General features: G+C 72.6%; 16 protein-coding genes and 1 tRNA gene. 10 read left to right on the top strand and 7 right to left on the bottom strand.

Annotated elements, in window-relative coordinates:
* Positions 1–7: 7 nt before the first annotated feature.
* Positions 8–517, bottom strand: coding sequence for a gluconokinase (locus ACZ4MU_RS15875; RefSeq protein WP_467876097.1), 510 nt, complete (start codon positions 515–517; stop codon positions 8–10).
* A gap of 193 nt (positions 518–710) precedes the next feature.
* On the opposite strand from ACZ4MU_RS15875, the gene ACZ4MU_RS15870 reads away from it, so the two are divergent.
* The 4 genes from ACZ4MU_RS15870 to ACZ4MU_RS15855 all read left to right on the top strand — a co-directional run bounded on the left by ACZ4MU_RS15870 (position 711) and on the right by ACZ4MU_RS15855 (position 4,939).
* Positions 711–1,412, top strand: a complete 702-nt coding sequence (locus tag ACZ4MU_RS15870; RefSeq protein ID WP_467876094.1) for a FadR/GntR family transcriptional regulator — start codon at positions 711–713, stop codon at positions 1,410–1,412.
* A gap of 213 nt (positions 1,413–1,625) precedes the next feature.
* Entirely contained in the window at positions 1,626–3,077 is a 1,452-nt protein-coding gene (locus ACZ4MU_RS15865; RefSeq protein ID WP_467876092.1) for an amino acid permease, read from the top strand.
* A 147-nt stretch (positions 3,078–3,224) separates the two neighbouring features.
* Positions 3,225–4,310 carry an S-(hydroxymethyl)mycothiol dehydrogenase gene (locus ACZ4MU_RS15860; protein WP_467876089.1) on the top strand — a complete coding sequence of 362 codons (1,086 nt, stop codon included), beginning with the start codon at positions 3,225–3,227 and terminating at the stop codon, positions 4,308–4,310.
* The gene (locus ACZ4MU_RS15855) at positions 4,310–4,939 is read left to right on the top strand and encodes an MBL fold metallo-hydrolase (protein WP_467876087.1); all 630 of its coding nucleotides are present in this window, start codon (positions 4,310–4,312) and stop codon (positions 4,937–4,939) included. The genes ACZ4MU_RS15860 and ACZ4MU_RS15855 overlap by 1 nt, the downstream gene beginning before the upstream one ends.
* Before the next feature lie 183 nt (positions 4,940–5,122).
* Here the strand turns inward: ACZ4MU_RS15855 and ACZ4MU_RS15850 are convergent, their stop codons facing one another.
* Positions 5,123–6,076, bottom strand: a complete 954-nt coding sequence (locus tag ACZ4MU_RS15850) for a pseudouridine synthase (RefSeq protein ID WP_467876084.1) — start codon at positions 6,074–6,076, stop codon at positions 5,123–5,125.
* Between the two features lie 38 nt (positions 6,077–6,114).
* A tRNA-Leu gene (locus ACZ4MU_RS15845) sits at positions 6,115–6,202 on the bottom strand.
* Between the two features lie 194 nt (positions 6,203–6,396).
* On the opposite strand from ACZ4MU_RS15845, the gene ACZ4MU_RS15840 reads away from it, so the two are divergent.
* From ACZ4MU_RS15840 to ACZ4MU_RS15830, 3 genes are all read left to right on the top strand, one after another.
* The gene (locus tag ACZ4MU_RS15840; protein WP_467876082.1) at positions 6,397–7,722 is read left to right on the top strand and encodes a M20/M25/M40 family metallo-hydrolase; all 1,326 of its coding nucleotides are present in this window, start codon (positions 6,397–6,399) and stop codon (positions 7,720–7,722) included.
* A 214-nt stretch (positions 7,723–7,936) separates the two neighbouring features.
* Positions 7,937–8,170 (top strand): chaplin ChpH, encoded by a 234-nt coding sequence (gene chpH, locus ACZ4MU_RS15835; protein ID WP_467876079.1) that lies wholly within the window; start codon positions 7,937–7,939, stop codon positions 8,168–8,170.
* 135 nt (positions 8,171–8,305) lie between these two features.
* Complete coding sequence (locus ACZ4MU_RS15830) at positions 8,306–9,118, top strand: chaplin (protein WP_467876077.1); 813 nt, start codon at positions 8,306–8,308, stop codon at positions 9,116–9,118.
* Between the two features lie 102 nt (positions 9,119–9,220).
* Here ACZ4MU_RS15830 and ACZ4MU_RS15825 read toward each other — a convergent pair whose 3' ends face one another.
* Positions 9,221–9,409, bottom strand: a complete 189-nt coding sequence (locus ACZ4MU_RS15825; protein WP_344075348.1) for a DUF5703 family protein — start codon at positions 9,407–9,409, stop codon at positions 9,221–9,223.
* 47 nt (positions 9,410–9,456) lie between these two features.
* Between ACZ4MU_RS15825 and ACZ4MU_RS15820 the strand changes: the two genes are divergently transcribed.
* Positions 9,457–10,125 carry a hypothetical protein gene (locus ACZ4MU_RS15820; RefSeq protein WP_467876075.1) on the top strand — a complete coding sequence of 223 codons (669 nt, stop codon included), beginning with the start codon at positions 9,457–9,459 and terminating at the stop codon, positions 10,123–10,125.
* Between the two features lie 90 nt (positions 10,126–10,215).
* Here ACZ4MU_RS15820 and ACZ4MU_RS15815 read toward each other — a convergent pair whose 3' ends face one another.
* Positions 10,216–12,597: a helix-hairpin-helix domain-containing protein gene (locus ACZ4MU_RS15815; RefSeq protein ID WP_467876073.1), complete on the bottom strand. Its 2,382-nt coding sequence runs from the start codon at positions 12,595–12,597 to the stop codon at positions 10,216–10,218.
* Complete coding sequence (locus tag ACZ4MU_RS15810) at positions 12,594–13,577, bottom strand: aldo/keto reductase (RefSeq protein WP_467876070.1); 984 nt, start codon at positions 13,575–13,577, stop codon at positions 12,594–12,596. The genes ACZ4MU_RS15815 and ACZ4MU_RS15810 overlap by 4 nt, the downstream gene beginning before the upstream one ends.
* Positions 13,578–13,714: 137 nt before the next feature.
* Here ACZ4MU_RS15810 and ACZ4MU_RS15805 point away from each other — a divergent pair, with 137 nt between their 5' ends.
* Together ACZ4MU_RS15805 and ACZ4MU_RS15800 are read left to right on the top strand one after the other, a co-directional pair.
* Positions 13,715–14,770 (top strand): LLM class F420-dependent oxidoreductase, encoded by a 1,056-nt coding sequence (locus tag ACZ4MU_RS15805; RefSeq protein WP_467876068.1) that lies wholly within the window; start codon positions 13,715–13,717, stop codon positions 14,768–14,770.
* Between the two features lie 239 nt (positions 14,771–15,009).
* Positions 15,010–15,798 carry a ferritin-like domain-containing protein gene (locus ACZ4MU_RS15800; RefSeq protein ID WP_467876065.1) on the top strand — a complete coding sequence of 263 codons (789 nt, stop codon included), beginning with the start codon at positions 15,010–15,012 and terminating at the stop codon, positions 15,796–15,798.
* A 30-nt stretch (positions 15,799–15,828) separates the two neighbouring features.
* On the opposite strand, the gene corA is transcribed toward ACZ4MU_RS15800, so the two are convergent.
* Positions 15,829–16,842, bottom strand: coding sequence for a magnesium/cobalt transporter CorA (gene corA, locus ACZ4MU_RS15795; protein ID WP_467876063.1), 1,014 nt, complete (start codon positions 16,840–16,842; stop codon positions 15,829–15,831).
* Positions 16,843–16,845 lie beyond the last annotated feature (3 nt).

The following is a 16,845-nucleotide window of genomic DNA, read 5'->3' as shown; positions in this document are numbered from 1 at the left end:
GTGGTCCTTACGCGGGGAGCCGGCGCAGCGCGGCGACGGCCCGGTCGGTGATGTCCTCTGGGGTCCCGGCGACATCGACGGCGACGCCCGCCTCGTCCGGCTGGAGCGGCTGGAGCGTGGCGAACTGCGAGTCGAGGAGCGCGGTGGGCATGAAGTGGCCCCGGCGCTCGCCCATCCGGCGCTCGATGAGCTCGCGGTCGCCGGTCAGGTGCAGGAAGACCAGGCCGGGGGCGGCGGCCCGCAGCCGGTCGCGGTAGGCGCGCTTGAGCGCGCTGCTGCTCACCACCCCGCCGAGGCCCGCCCGTTCGTGGGCCCACCGCCCGATCGCGTCGAGCCAGGGCAGCCGGTCGTCGTCCTCCAGCGGGACGCCGGCCGACATCTTGGCGACGTTGGCCGGCGGGTGGAAGTCGTCGCCCTCGGCGTACGGAACGCCCAGGGCGCGGGCGACCAGGGGGCCGATCGTGGTCTTGCCGGTGCCGGCCACGCCCATCACCACGACGACGTGGGGGGTGCTCATAGGTGCCTCGCTGTCTTCGTCGACATCGATGTGGTCCGGGCGGGGGTCGTTTCCGGCCATCCGTCCGTCGCGCTACTGAAACCCAAAAGGTGCGACGTATTCAAGACCCCGTGACAAATAAGTAATACTTTTCTGCTCGGCGGGTCCACGCGCCCGTCCTGTCCCGGTTCCACCGCCCCGTACCCTTACGGCCATGACCACACAGGCCCGGGGACTGCACGCACAGGTGCTCGACACCCTCGGCCGCGCGATCACCGCAGGCGACTACCCGCCCGGCAGCGTGCTGCGCGGCGACGAGCTCGCCCAGCGCTTCGACGTCTCGCGCACCGTGATCCGCGAGGCGATCCGGGTCCTGGAATCGATGCAGCTGGTCGAGTCCCGGCGCCGGGTCGGGGTCACGGTCCGGGCCACCGAGCAGTGGAACGTGTACGACCCCCAGGTCATCCGCTGGCGCCTGGCCGGATCCGACCGGCCGCGTCAGCTGCGCTCGCTGACCGTGCTGCGCTCGGCCGTGGAGCCGGTCGCCGCCGGGCTCGCCGCCCACCACGCCACCCCCGAGCAGTGCGCCGCCCTCACCGAGCAGGCGCTCGGCATGGTCGCCACCTCGCGCGGGCGCCAGCTGGAGGGCTACCTCGTCCACGACGTGGCCTTCCACCGGATCGTCCTGAACGCCTCGGGCAACGAGATGTTCGCCAGGCTCGGCGACGTGGTCGCCGAGGTCCTGACCGGCCGCACCCACCACCAGGTGATGTTCGAGGACCCCGATCCGGCGGCCGTCACCCTGCACGTGAAGGTGGCCGAGGCGGTCCGGGAGCGGGATGCGGAGCGGGCCGAGCGGCTCACCCGTGAGATCGCCGTCGGTGCCCTCAAGGAATTGGACGTTCTCGCCCCGTAAAGCTCAGATTTACCTCAGATTCATCACAGATCTGCCCGTACGTGACATTGGCCACTGCCAAATGCCCCGTCGAGCCGCGACGATGTCCCGAATCAGCCACGCCGCGGGTGACCCCACAGCGCTCTCCCCGCATCACCGGCCACAGCCGGGACGGCACCGGCACTGCCCGGTATCGCACGACCGTATGACCCCTCACGAAGGCGATACAGCTACATGAGTGACCGCACCATGCCTGCGGCCGAGACGTCGGCGCCCGCGCAGACGCAGGGCACCCCCCACTTCGACGCCGGTGACGCCGGTTACAGCAAGGACCTCAAGTCCCGCCACATCAACATGATCGCCATCGGCGGCGCGATCGGCACCGGGCTGTTCCTCGGCGCCGGCGGCCGGATGGCGGGCGCGGGCCCCTCGCTCGCGATCGCCTACGCGGTCTGCGGCGTCTTCGCCTTCTTCGTGGTCCGGGCCCTCGGCGAGCTCGTGCTCTACCGCCCCTCCTCCGGCGCCTTCGTCTCCTACGCCCGTGAGTTCATGGGCGAGAAGGGCGCCTACACGGCCGGCTGGCTGTACTTCCTGAACTGGTCGACCACCGCCGTGGCCGACATCACGGCCGCCGCCACCTACGCCCACTTCTGGGCGATGTTCAGCGACATCCCGCAGTGGGTCCTCGCCCTGATCGCCCTGGCCGTGGTCCTCACCGCCAACCTGATCTCGGTGAAGTACTTCGGCGAGATGGAGTTCTGGTTCGCGATCGTCAAGGTGGCCGCCCTGGTCGCCTTCATGGCGGTGGGCATCTACCTGGTCGCCACTCAGCACAGCGTCGACGGCAACACCCCGGGCCTGGCCAACATCACCGACCACGGCGGCATCTTCCCGATGGGCACCCTGCCGATGCTCCTGGTCGTCCAGGGCGTCGTCTTCGCGTACGCCTCGGTCGAGCTCTGCGGTGTCGCGGCCGGCGAGACCGAGAACCCGCAGAAGATCCTGCCGAAGGCGATCAACTCGATCATGTGGCGCGTCGGCGTCTTCTACGTCGGCTCGGTCGTCCTGCTCGCGCTGATCCTGCCGTACACCGCGTACTCGGGCGACCAGAGCCCGTTCGTCACCGTCCTGGACAAGCTCGGGGTGCCGGGCGCGGCCGGTGTGATGAACCTGGTGGTCCTGACCGCCGCGCTCTCCAGCCTCAACTCCGGCCTGTACTCCACCGGCCGCATCCTGCGCTCGATGGCCGTCGCGGGTTCCGCGCCCAAGTTCACCGCCCGGATGAACAAGGGCCAGGTGCCCTACGGCGGTGTCCTGCTGACCGCCGCCTTCGGCGCCGCCGGTGTCGCCCTGAACAAGCTGATGCCGGACGACGCCTTCGAGATCGTGCTGAACTTCGCCTCCATCGGCATCCTCGGCACCTGGGCGATGATCATGGTCTGCTCGCTGCTGTTCTGGCGCCGCTCCCAGGAGGGCCTGCTCACCCGCCCGTCCTACCGGCTGCCCTGGGCCCCGTACACCCAGATCGTCACGCTGGTCTTCCTCGCCACGGTCCTGTACCTGATGTGGTACGGCGGCGGCGTCGGCCGCACCACCGTCTACTGCCTGCCCGTCATCCTGGGCATGCTGGTCGGCGGCTGGTTCCTGGTCCGCAGGCGGGTCACGGAGCTCGCGGCGCAGCGGTAGCCGAACAGCGCGTACGACGAGGGCGGCATCCCGGCGCGGGGTGCCGCCCTCCGGCATGCGCCGGGTAACGTGCCAAGGTCGGGCCCGTACCCATCTCCGCCCGTGCGCGTCCACGCGTACCGGCGGTGCGAGAAAGGAAGTCCACGTATGCCGCAGCAGGTCCAAGGGGTCATCGCGCCGGGGCGGAACGAGCCCGTGAGGGTGGAGACGATCGTGGTGCCGGACCCGGGGCCGGGCGAGGCCGTGGTCAAGGTCCAGGCGTGCGGGGTGTGCCACACCGACCTCCACTACAAGCAGGGCGCGATCAACGACGACTTCCCCTTCCTGCTCGGCCACGAGGCGGCCGGCGTGGTCGAGTCGGTCGGCGCCGGGGTGAGCGACGTGGCCCCCGGCGACTTCGTGATCCTCAACTGGCGCGCGGTGTGCGGCCAGTGCCGCTCCTGTCTGCGCGGGCGCCCCCAGTACTGCTTCAACACCCACAACGCCCAGCAGAAGATGACCCTCACCGACGGCACCGAGCTCACTCCCGCGCTCGGCATCGGCGCCTTCGCCGAGAAGACGCTGGTCGCGGCCGGGCAGTGCACCAAGGTCGACCCGACGGTCTCCCCGGCCGTGGCGGGCCTCCTTGGCTGCGGCGTCATGGCGGGCATCGGCGCCGCCCTCAACACCGGCAACGTGGGCCGGGGCGACTCGGTCGCCGTCATCGGCTGCGGCGGGGTCGGGGACGCGGCGATCGTGGGCGCCCGGCTCGCGGGCGCGTCGAAGATCGTCGCCGTCGACATCGACGACCGCAAGCTGGCCACCGCCCGGGCCATGGGCGCCACCCACACCGTCAACTCCCTCACCGCGGACGCCGTCGAGGCCATCCGCTCCCTCACCGGCGGCTACGGCGCCGATGTCGTCATCGAGGCGGTCGGCCGCCCCGAGACCTACGAACAGGCCTTCTACGCCCGCGACCTGGCCGGGACCGTCGTCCTGGTCGGCGTGCCCACCCCGGACATGAAGCTGGAGCTGCCGCTGATCGACGTCTTCGGACGCGGCGGCGCGCTCAAGTCCTCCTGGTACGGCGACTGCCTGCCCTCGCGGGACTTCCCCGTGCTGATCGACCTGCACCAGCAGGGCCGGATCGACCTCGCCGCCTTCGTCACCGAGACCATCGCCCTCGACGAGGTCGAGAAGGCCTTCGAGCGGATGCACGAGGGCGATGTGCTGCGCTCGGTGGTGGCGTTCTGATGGCCGCCCGTATCGAGCACCTGGTCACCTCCGGCACGTTCGCCCTCGACGGCGGCGTCTGGGACGTCGACAACAACGTCTGGATCGTGGGCGACGACGAGGAGGCGGTGGTCGTCGACGCCGCCCACGACGCCGAGGCGATCCTGGCCGCCCTGGGCGGGCGCACCCTGCGCGCGATCCTGTGCACCCACGCCCACAACGACCACATCGACGCCGCCCCGGCGCTCTCGGCCGCCACCGGCGCCCCGGTCCTGCTGCACCCCGATGACCTGCCCCTGTGGAAGCTCACCCACCCGGACCGCGCCCCCGACGGCGAACTGGCCGACGGCGAGAGCGTGCCGGTCGCCGGGACGCGCCTGGAGGTCGTCCACACCCCCGGCCACGCCCCCGGCGCGGTCTGCCTGTACGCCCCCGAGCTGGGCACCGTCTTCACCGGCGACACCCTGTTCGCCGGGGGGCCGGGCGCGACCGGGCGGTCCTTCTCGCACTTCCCGACGATCGTCGGCTCGATCCGCGAACGGCTGCTGACCCTGCCGCCCGAGACGGTCGTCCGCACGGGCCACGGCGACTCGACGACCATCGGCGCCGAGGCACCCCACCTGGACGAGTGGATCAGGCGCGGCCACTGAGCCCTTCGACCCGTCCGGCCGCACCCCCGAGGACCTGGGCCCGTTCTTACGGGCCCAGGTCCCTCGTCCCGCCGGGTACCGCAGCGGAAGGGCGAGCGCGGCGTTCCGCTGCGGTACCTCGGCGAGGGCCTGTTCGCGGTGGTCGCCGCGTGCCGCACCCGCTCTGCCGCTCCCGCTCCCGTTCTACCGCCCCCGGCCGTCCCCGTCCCAGGCGGCCAGCCGCAGCCCGCTCGTGAACCGCCGCTCCCGCCCGTCAACCGGATCGGTGAACTCCAGCACCTTCGCCAGCAGTTGCAGCGGCCGGCTGAAGTCGTCCGGGCGGGGCTCCTCGGCCACCACCGGATACACCGGGTCGTTGAGGATCGGCAGCCCCAGGGCGTTCATATGGACGCGCAGCTGATGGGTGCGGCCGGTCGCCGGAAGCAGCCTGTAGCGACCGAGGCCGCCCCGCTGCCCGGTCAGCTCGATCCGGCTCTCGGCGTTCGGCTCGCCCGCCTCCTCCCGGGCCGCGATCACCCCGCGCTCCTTGATGATCCGGCTGCGCACGGTCACCGGCAGCGCCACCCCCGCCTCGTACGGGGCGACCGCCTCGTACTCCTTGCGCACCCGCCGCTCGGCGAAGAGGTTCTGGTACGCGCCCCGGTCCTCGGGACGCACCACGAACAGGGCGAGACCGGCGGTCAGCCGGTCCAGGCGGTGCGCGGGCTGGAGCGCGGGCAGGGCGAGCTCGCGCCGCAGCCGGGCCACGGCGGTCTCGGTGATGTGCCGCCCCCGGGGCGTGGTGGCCAGGAAGTGGGGCTTGTCCACGACCACGATCCGCTCGTCGCGGTGGACGATCCCGATCCCGATCCCGAACGGCACGGGCACCTCGGGGGCGAAGTCGCGGTGGAACCAGACGTACGTCCCCGCCCGGTACGCCAGCGTCCCGTCCACGGGCCCGTCGACGGTCAGGAACCGCCCGCCGCGCACCATCTCCTCCACCCGCGCGGCCCCGATCGCACCCCGGAACCGCTCCACGAGGTGCTCCTGGACCGTCCCCCAGGCGCCCTCCGGGTCGGCGGGCAGCCGCACCCGTACCGGGTCGATGCCGTCGCGCTGGGGGAGCGGGGCGGCCGGGATCTTTGACCTACGTCTCACAAAAACAAGAAAACCCCAGCTCAGCTGGGGTTTTCAAGTGGTGTCCGAGGGGGGACTTGAACCCCCACGCCCGATAAAGGGCACTAGCACCTCAAGCTAGCGCGTCTGCCATTCCGCCACCCGGACAAGGTGTCTGTCTCGCGGGCCGTGCCCGTTCCGACGTGGAAAACAATAGCAAACATCTGGGGGTGCTCGATCACCCCCGTGGCCTGCGTGAACGGCGTATGTCGACGGGACGCCGCCCTTGGGCGCGCGGGGCGCTCGGGGGAGGATGAGGGGGAATCGACGGAGCGGCAGCGGCAGCAGCGGGAGGAAGCAGCGTGAGCGAGTCGAAGGCGGTGCGGGGCGTGACCGGCGAGGACGAGGTCGTCGACCTCTGTCGCGACCTGATCAGGATCGACACCAGCAACTACGGGGACCACTCCGGCCCCGGCGAGCGGGCGGCGGCCGAGTACGTGGCCGAGAAGCTCGCGGAGGTGGGACTCGAACCGAAGATCTTCGAGTCGCACACCGGCCGGGCCTCCACGGTGGCCCGGATCCAGGGTGAGGACCCCTCGCGGCCCGCGCTGCTCATCCACGGCCACACCGACGTCGTCCCGGCCAACGCCGACGACTGGACGCACCACCCGTTCTCGGGCGAGATCGCCGACGGCTGCGTCTGGGGGCGCGGCGCGGTCGACATGAAGGACATGGACGCGATGACCCTCGCGGTCGTACGGGACCGGCTGCGCAGCGGCCGCAGGCCCCCGCGCGACATCGTGCTCGCCTTCCTCGCCGACGAGGAGGCGGGCGGCACCTACGGCGCCCGCTACCTCGTCGACAAGCACCCCGACCTCTTCGAGGGCGTGACGGAGGCGATCAGCGAGGTCGGCGGCTTCTCGTTCACCGTCAACGAGAACCTGCGGCTCTACCTCGTGGAGACCGCCCAGAAGGGCATGCACTGGATGAAGCTGACCGTGGACGGCAGCGCCGGACACGGTTCGATGATCCACAAGGACAACGCCATCACCGAGCTGTCCGAGGCGGTCGGACGGCTGGGGCGGCACAAGTTCCCGGTGCGCGTCACCAAGACGCTGCGGCACTTCCTCGACGAGCTCGGCGACGCGCTCGGCACCGAGCTCGACCCGGAGAACATGGACGAGACACTGGCCAAGCTCGGCGGCATCGCCAAGCTCATCGGCGCCTCGCTCCAGAACACCGCCAACCCCACCCAGCTGGGCGCGGGCTACAAGGTCAACGTGATCCCGGGCCAGGCCACCGCGCACGTCGACGGCCGCTTCCTGCCGGGGTACGAGGAGGAGTTCCTCGCGGACCTCGACCGCATCCTGGGGCCCCGGGTCCGGCGCGAGGACGTGCACGCCGACAAGGCACTGGAGACCACCTTCGACGGGGCGCTCGTCGACGCCATGCAGACGGCCCTGGTGGCCGAGGACCCGATCGCGCGGGCCGTGCCGTACATGCTCTCGGCCGGCACCGATGCCAAGTCCTTCGCGGACCTCGGCATCCGCTGCTTCGGCTTCGCCCCGCTCAAGCTGCCGCCGGAGCTCGACTTCGCCGGGATGTTCCACGGCGTGGACGAGCGGGTGCCGCTGGACGGTCTGAAGTTCGGCGTACGCGTCCTCGACCGGTTCATCGACGCCTCCTGAACCGGGAGGGTCCGCGGCTGCCGGGAGCGCCCGGCACCCGCGGACCTCTCCACGGCCCCGGTGACGAAACGACACGTCAACAATCGTCCGGGTGTACGGAGTTGACTGAGAAGAGTGAATGCGTTCATAAGCTCGTAGCCCCATAACTTTCCCCTCGTTACAGGGTGTGCGGTCCGCGGCTGGGATCGCGCCTTTGCCAACAAGGAGGAAAATAATGATCAAGAAGGTCGTCGCTGCTGCGGCTGTCACCGGTGGTCTCGTTCTCGCGGGTGCCGGCCTCGCCGTCGCCGACGCCGGTGCCCAGGGCGCCGCGGTGAACTCCCCGGGCGTCGCTTCCGGCAACGTCATCCAGGTGCCCGTCCACGTGCCGGTGAACGTGTGCGGCAACACGATCTCCGTGATCGGGCTGCTGAACCCCGCCTTCGGCAACACCTGCGTCAACAAGTGACGTCGAGCCTGACCCCGTGAGGTCCGAGCCAGGCGGCCCCGGAGTGCGCCCCATGCGCTCCGGGGCCGCCAGGCACCCCTCCCGGGCGCACCGGCGTCCGGGAACACCCGGTAGGTAGAAGGCAGGGAACAACCTATGCGACAGGTCACCAAAAAAGGCCTGATCACCATGGCCGCCGCCACCGGCGTCATCGCCATGGGCAGCGGCTACGCACACGCCGACTCCGCGGCGAAGGGGGGCGCCAAGGACTCCCCGGGCGCCCTGTCCGGCAACGCGGTCCAGGCCCCGGTGCACGTGCCGGTCAACGCGTGCGGCAACACCGTCAACATCATCGGGCTGCTCAACCCGGCGATGGGCAACACCTGCGTCAACAAGGGCGGTTCGCACCACGGCGCCGGCGGGGCCACGGCCCGCGGCGGCGCGAGCCACTCGCCCGGCGTCGGCTCCGGCAACAGCGTCCAGGCGCCCGTCGACGTCCCCGTCAACGCCTGCGGCAACGGCGTCACCGTGATCGGGGCCCTCAACCCGGTCTTCGGCAACGACTGCGCCAATGTCTCCGGCGACGACCACCGGCCGCCGCACCACTCCGGCCACCCGGGGAAGCCGGGGCACCCCGGCAAGCCCGGTCACCCCGGAAAGCCGGGCCACCCCGGCAAGCCCGGTGAGCCGTGCGACACGGACCACCCCGGCAGCCACCACCCGGGCAAGCCCGGGGACCAGGTCAAGCCGATCCACCGGACCAAGCCGGGACAGCACCCGCACACCCCGGGCGGGACGGCCACCTCGGCCGCCGCGCACACCCCGGGCAGCCAGGCCCTGACGGCCCCGCAGGCCGCCGGCGCGCTGGCGCACACCGGTTCGGACCTGATGGGCATCGCCCTGCCGGCCGGTGCGGGCCTGCTCCTCGCCGGAACCACGCTCTACCGCCGCGCCCGCTCCGGCGCGTAGGCGAAGCCGCTCCCGGAGCGGCAGGAACCGGACAGAACGGATCGGGCCCCGCGGTCGCGGGGCCCGATCCGTTTTCATCCCGTTCTCGTCGTCCGGGGTCCTTCACCACGTGGCGCGCAGCTGGCGGATGATCCGCCTGCGCAGCCGCACCCTGCGGCTGCCGTCACGCAGCAGACTCAGTCGCTCCAGTTCCCAGTGTCCGTACTCGGCGTGGTCGGTCAACAGACGTGTGGTCTCCTTGCGGGACACCCCGCGCGGCACGTACACGTCGACAAATTCGTATTCCGGCATCGCATCTATTGTGCGGGCAGAGCCCCGGTACGGATAGCGTCTGCACTATGTCTGATGCTGCGCAGCCCTCCGCTGCCGAGGTACGTGCCGCCGCCGACGCGGTCAAAGCCGCGCTGGACCGCCACCTGGAGGCGGTGGAACGCCGCACCGGGGACGACGATCCGGCCGTGTACGACGCGTTCAACGCCCTGGCGGCCGCTGCCGAGGCGTACGACGAGCGGCTCTACGACCGGTACGACGAGGTCACCCCCTTCGAGATCCCGGGCGCCGACGACTCCCTGCCGCCCTACACGGGCCCCGAGGAGCCGAACGCCCTGAGCGTCCTGATCCGCCGCGACTACGCGGTGGTGGAGCCCCAGCGGCTCCTTGCCCAGGCCCAGCGGATCGCGGACCTGGACCCGGAGGCCGATGAGCCGGCCGAGGGCGACCGGGCGGCGGCGGTGGTCGGCACGAGCGTGCACGCGGCGCTCGGCGTGCTCTTCGGGGAGTACGAACCGGACGAGATCGCCTCCCGGCACAAGGAGTTCGGCCTGGAGGAGGGCGACTCCACGCTGTGGGTGTCGGCGGCGGACGAGCTGCCGGAGCCGGGGGAGTGGCTGAGCACGCCCTTCGACCACGCCGACCCCCAGCGGGTGGTGTGCCGGTTCGACGTCAGCGCGGTCTTCGACGAGGACGAACTGGAGGACGAGGACGACCTGCCGGGGGCGGCACCCTGACCCCTCGGGCGCCACGCCCTGCCGTCGACAGCCTCCGTACCCCTTCGCGGGCACGGAGGCTGTCGTGTGCGGGCCTCGGACGGCCCGGGGCTACTCCGTCCCGGACGGGCGCAGCAGGGCCGTCAGAAGGGGCGTGAGCCGTGTCGTACGCGCCGGGGCGGGCACCTCCGCCACCGCGCGCGGGAGCGCCTGGTCCACGCCGTGCACCACGGACAGATGGCGCTCTGCCCGGCCGAACGCCGTGTAGACCCACGCCCGGCTGAGGCCCCGCGCCGCGTCCCCGGGCAGTACCGCCACCACCGCGGGCCAGCGCGTCCCGGCCGCCTGGTGGGCGGTGAGGGCCCAGCCGTGCCGCAGCGCCGACTCGACCCGCTCCTTGGGGACGACGAGCCGCTCGCCCCCGCAGTCGAGGTGCAGCCCGTCCGGGCCCGCCGAGCCGACAACGCCCACCGAGGTGCGCCCGGGCGCCTCCGCGTACGCCACGCGGTCACCCGGGTCGAAGCCCCCGAACCGGCCGGGACCCGGGTTGAGCCGCTGCTTCAGGGCCGCGTTGAGCGCCCGCGTACCCGCCGAGCCGCCGTGGCCCACCGTGATCACCTGGGTCTGCTCGGGGGGCACCCCGAGCGCGCGCGGCACCGAGTCCGCGACGAGCTGGACGCAGCGGTGCACCGCCTCGCCCGCGTCCCGCACCGGGACGATCACGACCTCCTTGCCCGGCGCCTCGACCTGACCGAGCTCGCCGGCGCCGATCCCGGAGACCAGCTCGCCCAGCGGACCGGGGTCGGGGGTGCGCGACGCCACGTGCGGCACCGCCCGGGCCGCCAGCACATCGGCGAACACCCGGCCCGCGCCCGCCGAACCCAGCACCTCCGGGTCCCCGCCGAGCACCAGCCGGCAGCCGTCCGGCAGGGACTCGACGAGCATCGCCGCGCCCTCCACGTCCAACTGCGGGGCGTCCTGCACCACCAGGACGTCCAGCGCGAGCGCCCCGTCCTCGTCCCGGCCGGGGCCCTCGGCGGAGAGCAGCTCGGCCACGGTGAACGCCCGCCCGGCGCCCACCGCCGCGGCGAGCCTGCGCCGCCCGTCCCGGGTGTGGACGGCGGCCGCCGCCCGCAGGCCGAGGCCGTGCGCGGCGGTGACCACGGCCGCCGACTCCGCGCGGGCGGCCTCGCCGCCCGAGTGGGTGACCAGGCCGGCGCCCGCCACCGCGCGGATCAGCTCGGCGGCGGACGGGGAGGGAGCTGCCGTCGCGGCGCTCTCCCAGGCGCCGTCGTCGTCCTTCACCGGGGTGTTGGCGAGCCGGGCCAGGCCGTCGGCGAGGCTCTCCTCCGCCAGCGCGTACCGGTCGAGACCGAGCAGCACCTCGACGGGGGCCGTCTCCTGCCCTTCCCGCGTCTGTTCCGCCGGGTCTTCGTGTTCCGCCTCGTCCGTCGCGGCGGCTTCCTCGCCGGTGCCCGGCTCGCCGTCCAGGGAAGCCTCGCCGTCCTGGAAGACCAGCACCACGCCCTCGCTGACCGCGTGCCGCACGGCCTCGTCCGGGTCCGGCAGCGAACGCTCGGCCAGCGCCGCCTTCACGGTCGCGATCGGCAGCGCGGTGTGGCCCTGGACGGAGGCGCGCTCCAGCGTCCAGGCGACCAGCGCGGCGGCCCGGCGCGGGTCGTCCGGGCCGCACGCGTCGCCCAGGAGCGCCCGGGCGAAGCCGTCGGCCTGCTCGGGGCGGACCCCGGGCACGGCCAGCAGCTGCCAGGGGTCGGCCCGCAGCACATCGGCCGCCTGCTCGCCCAGGGCGTCCGTGACCTGCGCGGCCAGCGAGTCCGGCGCGCCTCCCTCACCGAGCACCGCCCGCGTCGCGGCCAGCGCCTCGGGCCCCGCCGCGCGCGCGGGCTCCGGCGCCCGCGTCCGCACGGGCGCGGGAGCGGTCGGAACCGGGGCGGGGCGGCGGGGGGCCGGGGCGGAGGCGAAGAAGGACGTGCCCGGCTTCTCGCCGCTCTCGACCGCGCGGACGGCCGCGAGCAGATCGGCGGCCTGCCCGCTCAGCTTGGTCCCGGCCGCGACGGGCCCCTCCTTATCGGCCTTGCGCGCCTCGATCCGCGCCCGCAGCTCACGCTGCGCGGCCAGCTCGGCCTGCGCCTCGGAAAGCGCGGCGGCATCGCTCGCGGCTCCGGCGTCGCCTGTGGCTGCCGCGCCGCTTTCCCCCTCCCCCTCCCCGTTGCCGCTGCCGTCGTCCTCAGCCGCGCCCTCCGGGAGGGAGCCACCACCGGCACCGGCGTCACCGGCCTGGCCGACGCCCTCGGGCGTGTCACCGGCCTCCCCGTCGCCTTCAGCCATGCCCACGGCCTCCCCCACGCCTCCGGGCGTGTCGGCGGCCTCGGCCACACCGGCCCCGCCGTTGTCGGTGCCGGTGGCACCCGCGGCGCCGAGGGCGCCCTCGGCCGGGGTTCCGGGGGCCGTCCCCGGGGGAAGCGCGGTCACAAGGTGCTCCAGTCCTGGTCGGGATAGCGGTGCACGGGCGCCGACACATCGTCCAGCGCCCGGCAGATCTCGTCTGGAAGACTAAGCGCCTCCACTGACAACGCCGACGCGAGCTGCTGCGCGTTGCGCGCGCCGACGATCGGCGCGGTCACTCCGGGCCGGTCCCGCACCCAGGCGAGCGCGACCTGGAGCGGCGTCGTCGCGAGGCCGTCCGCGGCTGTCGCCACCGCGTCGACGATCCGGCTCGCCGCCTCGTCCAGATAGGGCGCGACGAAGGGCGCGAGGGACGCGGAGGCACCGCGGGAGTCCGCCGGGGTGCCGGTGCGGTACTTCCCCGTCAGCACCCCGCGCCCCAGCGGCGAGGACGGCAGCAGCCCGATCCCGAGGTCGAGCGCGGCCGGCAGCACCTCCCGCTCCACCCCGCGCTGGAGCAGCGAGTACTCCATCTGCGTGCTCGCCAGCCGGGTCCGCACGCCCGGCGCGCCCAGCTGCCACGTGGCGGCCTTGGCCAGCTGCCAGCCGCAGAAATTGGACACGCCCGCGTACCGCACCCGGCCGCTGCTGACCGCGATGTCCAGGGCCTGGAGCGTCTCGTCGAGCGGGGTCGCCGGGTCGAAGGCGTGTACCTGCCAGATGTCGACGTAGTCCGTGCCGAGCCGTTCCAGCGACTCGTCGAGCGCGGCGAGCAGATGGCCGCGCGAGCAGTCGAAGCGCCGGTCCGGGTCGGGCACGCTGCCCGCCTTGGTCGCGATGACCAGGTCGCGGCGCGGCACCAGCCGCTCCACCAGCCGACCCAGCAGGTATTCGGCGTCCCCGCCCCCGTACACGTCCGCCGTGTCGATCAGGGTGCCGCCGGCCTCCCAGAACGCCTTCAGCAGACCGGCGGCGTCGTGCTCGCCGGTGTCCCGGCCCCAGGTGAGGGTGCCCAGCCCGATCCGGGATACGCGCAGGCCCGTACGGCCCAGGTGCCTTAGCTCCATGGGCGCTGAGATTACTGGCCACGGCCACGGCCGGTGGGGGCCTGTGGACAACTCGGCTCCGGGAGCCCTGCCCCGGCGCCCGCCCGCGCGCTAGAGTCCCCCGAACAGGGACGTTACTGATCAGTAAGGGGACCGTTATGCGGCTCGGGATCAACCTCGGCTACTGGGGCGCCGGAATGGACGGCGACAATCTCGCCGTCGCCCAGGAGGCCGACCGGCTCGGCTACGACGTCTGCTGGGCCGCCGAGGCCTACGGCTCGGACGCGCCCACTGTCCTGGCCTGGGTCGCCGCCCGGACCGAGCGCATCGACGTCGGCTCCGCGATCCTTCAGATCCCGGCCCGCCAGCCCGCGATGACGGCGATGACCGCCGCCACCCTCGACTCGCTCTCCGGCGGCCGCTTCCGCCTCGGCCTGGGCGTCTCGGGCCCGCAGGTCTCCGAGGGCTGGTACGGCGTCAAGTTCGACAAGCCGCTCGCCCGCACCCGGGAGTACGTGGAGATCGTCCGCCGGGCGATGACCCGTGAGCGGCTCAGCTACGAGGGCGAGCACTGGACGCTTCCGCTGCCCGGCGGCCCCGGCAAGGCGCTCAAGCTCACCGTCCACCCCGAGCGCGAGCACATCCCGCTCTACATCGCCGCGATCGGCCCCAAGAACCTGGAGCAGACCGGCGAGATCGCCGACGGCGCGCTGCTGATCTTCCCCTCCGCCGACCATCTGGAGGACACCGCGATCCGCCACATCCGGGCGGGCCGCGAGAAGGCGGGCAGGACGCTGGAGGGCTTCGACGTCTGCCCCACGCTGCCGCTGGCGCTCGGCGCGGACGGCGACGTCGGCGCGCTGGCCGACATGTTCCGCCCGTACACCGCGCTCTACGTGGGCGGCATGGGCAGCCGCAAGCAGAACTTCTACAACCAGCTGGCGCAGCGCATGGGGTACGAGAAGGAGGCCGCCGAGATCCAGGAGAAGTACCTCTCCGGTGACAAGGCGGGCGCGGCCGCCGCCATCCCGCACCAGCTGATCGACTCCACCACCCTGCTCGGCTCGGTGGAGCGCATCGCCGACCGGATGCGGGCCTACGCCGCCGCCGGGGTCACCACCCTCACCCTCGCCCCGGCCGGATTCACCCTCGACGAGCGCGTCGCGGCCCTGCGCGCGGGCGTGGAGGCGCTCGAGCACGCCGGACTGGCGTAGGCGGGGAGCGGGGGATTCGGGGGGAAGTCTGCGGCCGTGGTGGGGGCTCGGGGGGTCTTCCCCGCCACGGCCGTCACCCTCAACAACGCGCCGTGCGCCGGGTCGGTTACGGGCAGGGGCGCCCCGGCGTGTTCCATCGTTCGGCCCAGTGGAGAAGCACCCCTGTTGCCCCGTTCTGTCCTGAGCACTTGACTGGCTCTTTGCAGATGTCTGTGCGGGAGTCATGCGGAGGTACGGCGATGCTTTCGGCCAAGAGCCTGTTCCAGGAGATCCTCGACCATGACGAGTCGTTCCGGCTCTTCTGCTCGATCGCGGCCAGCGGCGAGAGCCAGGGTGGCTGGGAGAACGGCCGTATCTCCGCCCTGGTCCCGTCGGAGCTCGCCCACCTCGCCCCCAGGATCGCCCGGCACGGCGCCGACGAGGACAAGCACGGACGGATCTTCCGGGCCCTGCTCAAGAAGCGCGGCCTCACCCCGGTGCCGGTACCGGCCGCAACCGACTACACGATGCTCCTGGAGCGCCGCGGCATCGGCCTCGCCCACGAAAGACTGCGCGCCGAGCGGCCGCTCACCGAGCGCGACATCGTCACGTACCTCGCCCACAGCCGGGTCACCGAGCAGCGGGCCGCCGACCAGATGGCGATGCTGGTGCGGCACTTCGGGGACCACCCCGAGATCGGCCGGGCGATCCGGATGATCAGCGACGACGAGGACAACCACCTCGCGTACTGCCACGAGGAGCTGCTGCGTCTGGCCCGCGCCGGGCACGGCCGCACCATCCAGCGGGTGCTGCGCGAGTGCGCGCTCACCGAGATCCGCGTCCACCGCGATGTCGGCCTCGCCGTGATGGGGCACATGGGCCGCCTCCTCGGCTGGCCCGGGGCCAAGTCAGCGGCGCTGGCGGCAGGCGTCCACGGGCTGTACGCCTACGAACGGGCCGCGGGCTGGCGGCGGATGGTCTCGCTGACCATGCCCGAACGCCGTGACGCGCTGGGCGGACCGGCGGTCCCGGCCCCGGAGTTCGCGTGACGAGGCCGAGTCCCGGCGGTCCTGGGAGCCCTAGAGCCAGCCGCGGCGCTTGAACGTGCGGTACAGCCCCACTTCGAGCAGCACCATCAGCGCCAGGACCGCCGGATACGCCCAGACGTAGTCGAGTTCGGGCATGTGTGTGAAGTTCATACCGTAGATCCCCGCGACCATCGTCGGCACCGCGGCCATCGCCGCCCACGCGGAGATCTTGCGCATGTCGTCGTTCTGCCGCACGCCCATCTGCGCGAGATGGGCCGACAGGATGTCCGAGAGCAGCCGGTCCAGGCTGTCCACGCCCTCGTTGGCGCGCGTGAGGTGGTCGCTGACATCGCGGAAGAAGGGCCGCGCCTGGTCGTCCACGAACGGCACTCCGGCCCCGGACAGCCGCTGCATGGGCTCGGTCAGCGGCCCGGTGGCCCGGCGGAACTCCAGCACCTGCCGCTTGAAGGTGTAGATCCGGGAGGCGACCGTGCCACTGCTCGGGGCGCGGCCCCTGCTCTCGCGGCCGACCGGCGCGAAGACCTCCGCCTCCAGCTCCTCCAGGTCCGTCTGGAGCTCGGCGGCCACCTCCATGTAGTGGTCCACGATGGCGTCGCTCACCGCGTACAGCACGGCGCTCGGGCCGTGCCGCAGCAGTTCGGGCTCGGCCTCGAGACGCATGCGCACGTCGTGCAGCGGGGAGCCCTCGCCGTGCCGGACGGTCACCACGAACGAGTCGCCGATGAACAGCATCAGCTCCCCGGTGCTCACGGTGTCGCTCTCCGCCTCGTACGTCACCGGCTTGAGGACCGCGAACATCGAGTCGTCGTACATCTCCAGCTTGGGCCGCTGATGCGCCGAGAGCGCGTCCTCGACCGCCAGCGCGTGCAGCCCGAACTCGCTGCGGACCAGCTCGAACTCGTCCTCGGTCGGCTCGTACATGCCCAGCCAGACGAACCCGTCCCCGGCCGAACGGGCCTTGTCCAGGGCGTCGGAGTAGTCCGGCGGGCCCTCGGTGCGGCGGCCGTCCCGGTAGATGGCGCAGTCGACGATCACGGCGCGCATTCT

This window comes from Streptomyces sp. NPDC026377, assembly GCF_055567715.1.
This window is presented reverse-complemented; position numbering and strand designations above follow the sequence as displayed.

Bases quoted from the DNA above. Each gene is read 5' to 3' on its own strand.
- ACZ4MU_RS15875 (WP_467876097.1), bottom strand. From the start codon at position 517: ATGAGCACCCCCCACGTCGTCGTGGTGATGGGCGTGGCCGGCACCGGC.
- ACZ4MU_RS15870 (WP_467876094.1), top strand. From the start codon at position 711: ATGACCACACAGGCCCGGGGACTGCACGCACAGGTGCTCGACACCCTC.
- ACZ4MU_RS15865 (WP_467876092.1), top strand. From the start codon at position 1,626: ATGAGTGACCGCACCATGCCTGCGGCCGAGACGTCGGCGCCCGCGCAG.
- ACZ4MU_RS15860 (WP_467876089.1), top strand. From the start codon at position 3,225: ATGCCGCAGCAGGTCCAAGGGGTCATCGCGCCGGGGCGGAACGAGCCC.
- ACZ4MU_RS15855 (WP_467876087.1), top strand. From the start codon at position 4,310: ATGGCCGCCCGTATCGAGCACCTGGTCACCTCCGGCACGTTCGCCCTC.
- chpH (WP_467876079.1), top strand. From the start codon at position 7,937: ATGATCAAGAAGGTCGTCGCTGCTGCGGCTGTCACCGGTGGTCTCGTT.
- ACZ4MU_RS15830 (WP_467876077.1), top strand. From the start codon at position 8,306: ATGCGACAGGTCACCAAAAAAGGCCTGATCACCATGGCCGCCGCCACC.
- ACZ4MU_RS15825 (WP_344075348.1), bottom strand. From the start codon at position 9,409: ATGCCGGAATACGAATTTGTCGACGTGTACGTGCCGCGCGGGGTGTCC.
- ACZ4MU_RS15820 (WP_467876075.1), top strand. From the start codon at position 9,457: ATGTCTGATGCTGCGCAGCCCTCCGCTGCCGAGGTACGTGCCGCCGCC.
- ACZ4MU_RS15810 (WP_467876070.1), bottom strand. From the start codon at position 13,577: ATGGAGCTAAGGCACCTGGGCCGTACGGGCCTGCGCGTATCCCGGATC.
- ACZ4MU_RS15805 (WP_467876068.1), top strand. From the start codon at position 13,715: ATGCGGCTCGGGATCAACCTCGGCTACTGGGGCGCCGGAATGGACGGC.
- ACZ4MU_RS15800 (WP_467876065.1), top strand. From the start codon at position 15,010: ATGCTTTCGGCCAAGAGCCTGTTCCAGGAGATCCTCGACCATGACGAG.
- corA (WP_467876063.1), bottom strand. From the start codon at position 16,842: ATGCGCGCCGTGATCGTCGACTGCGCCATCTACCGGGACGGCCGCCGC.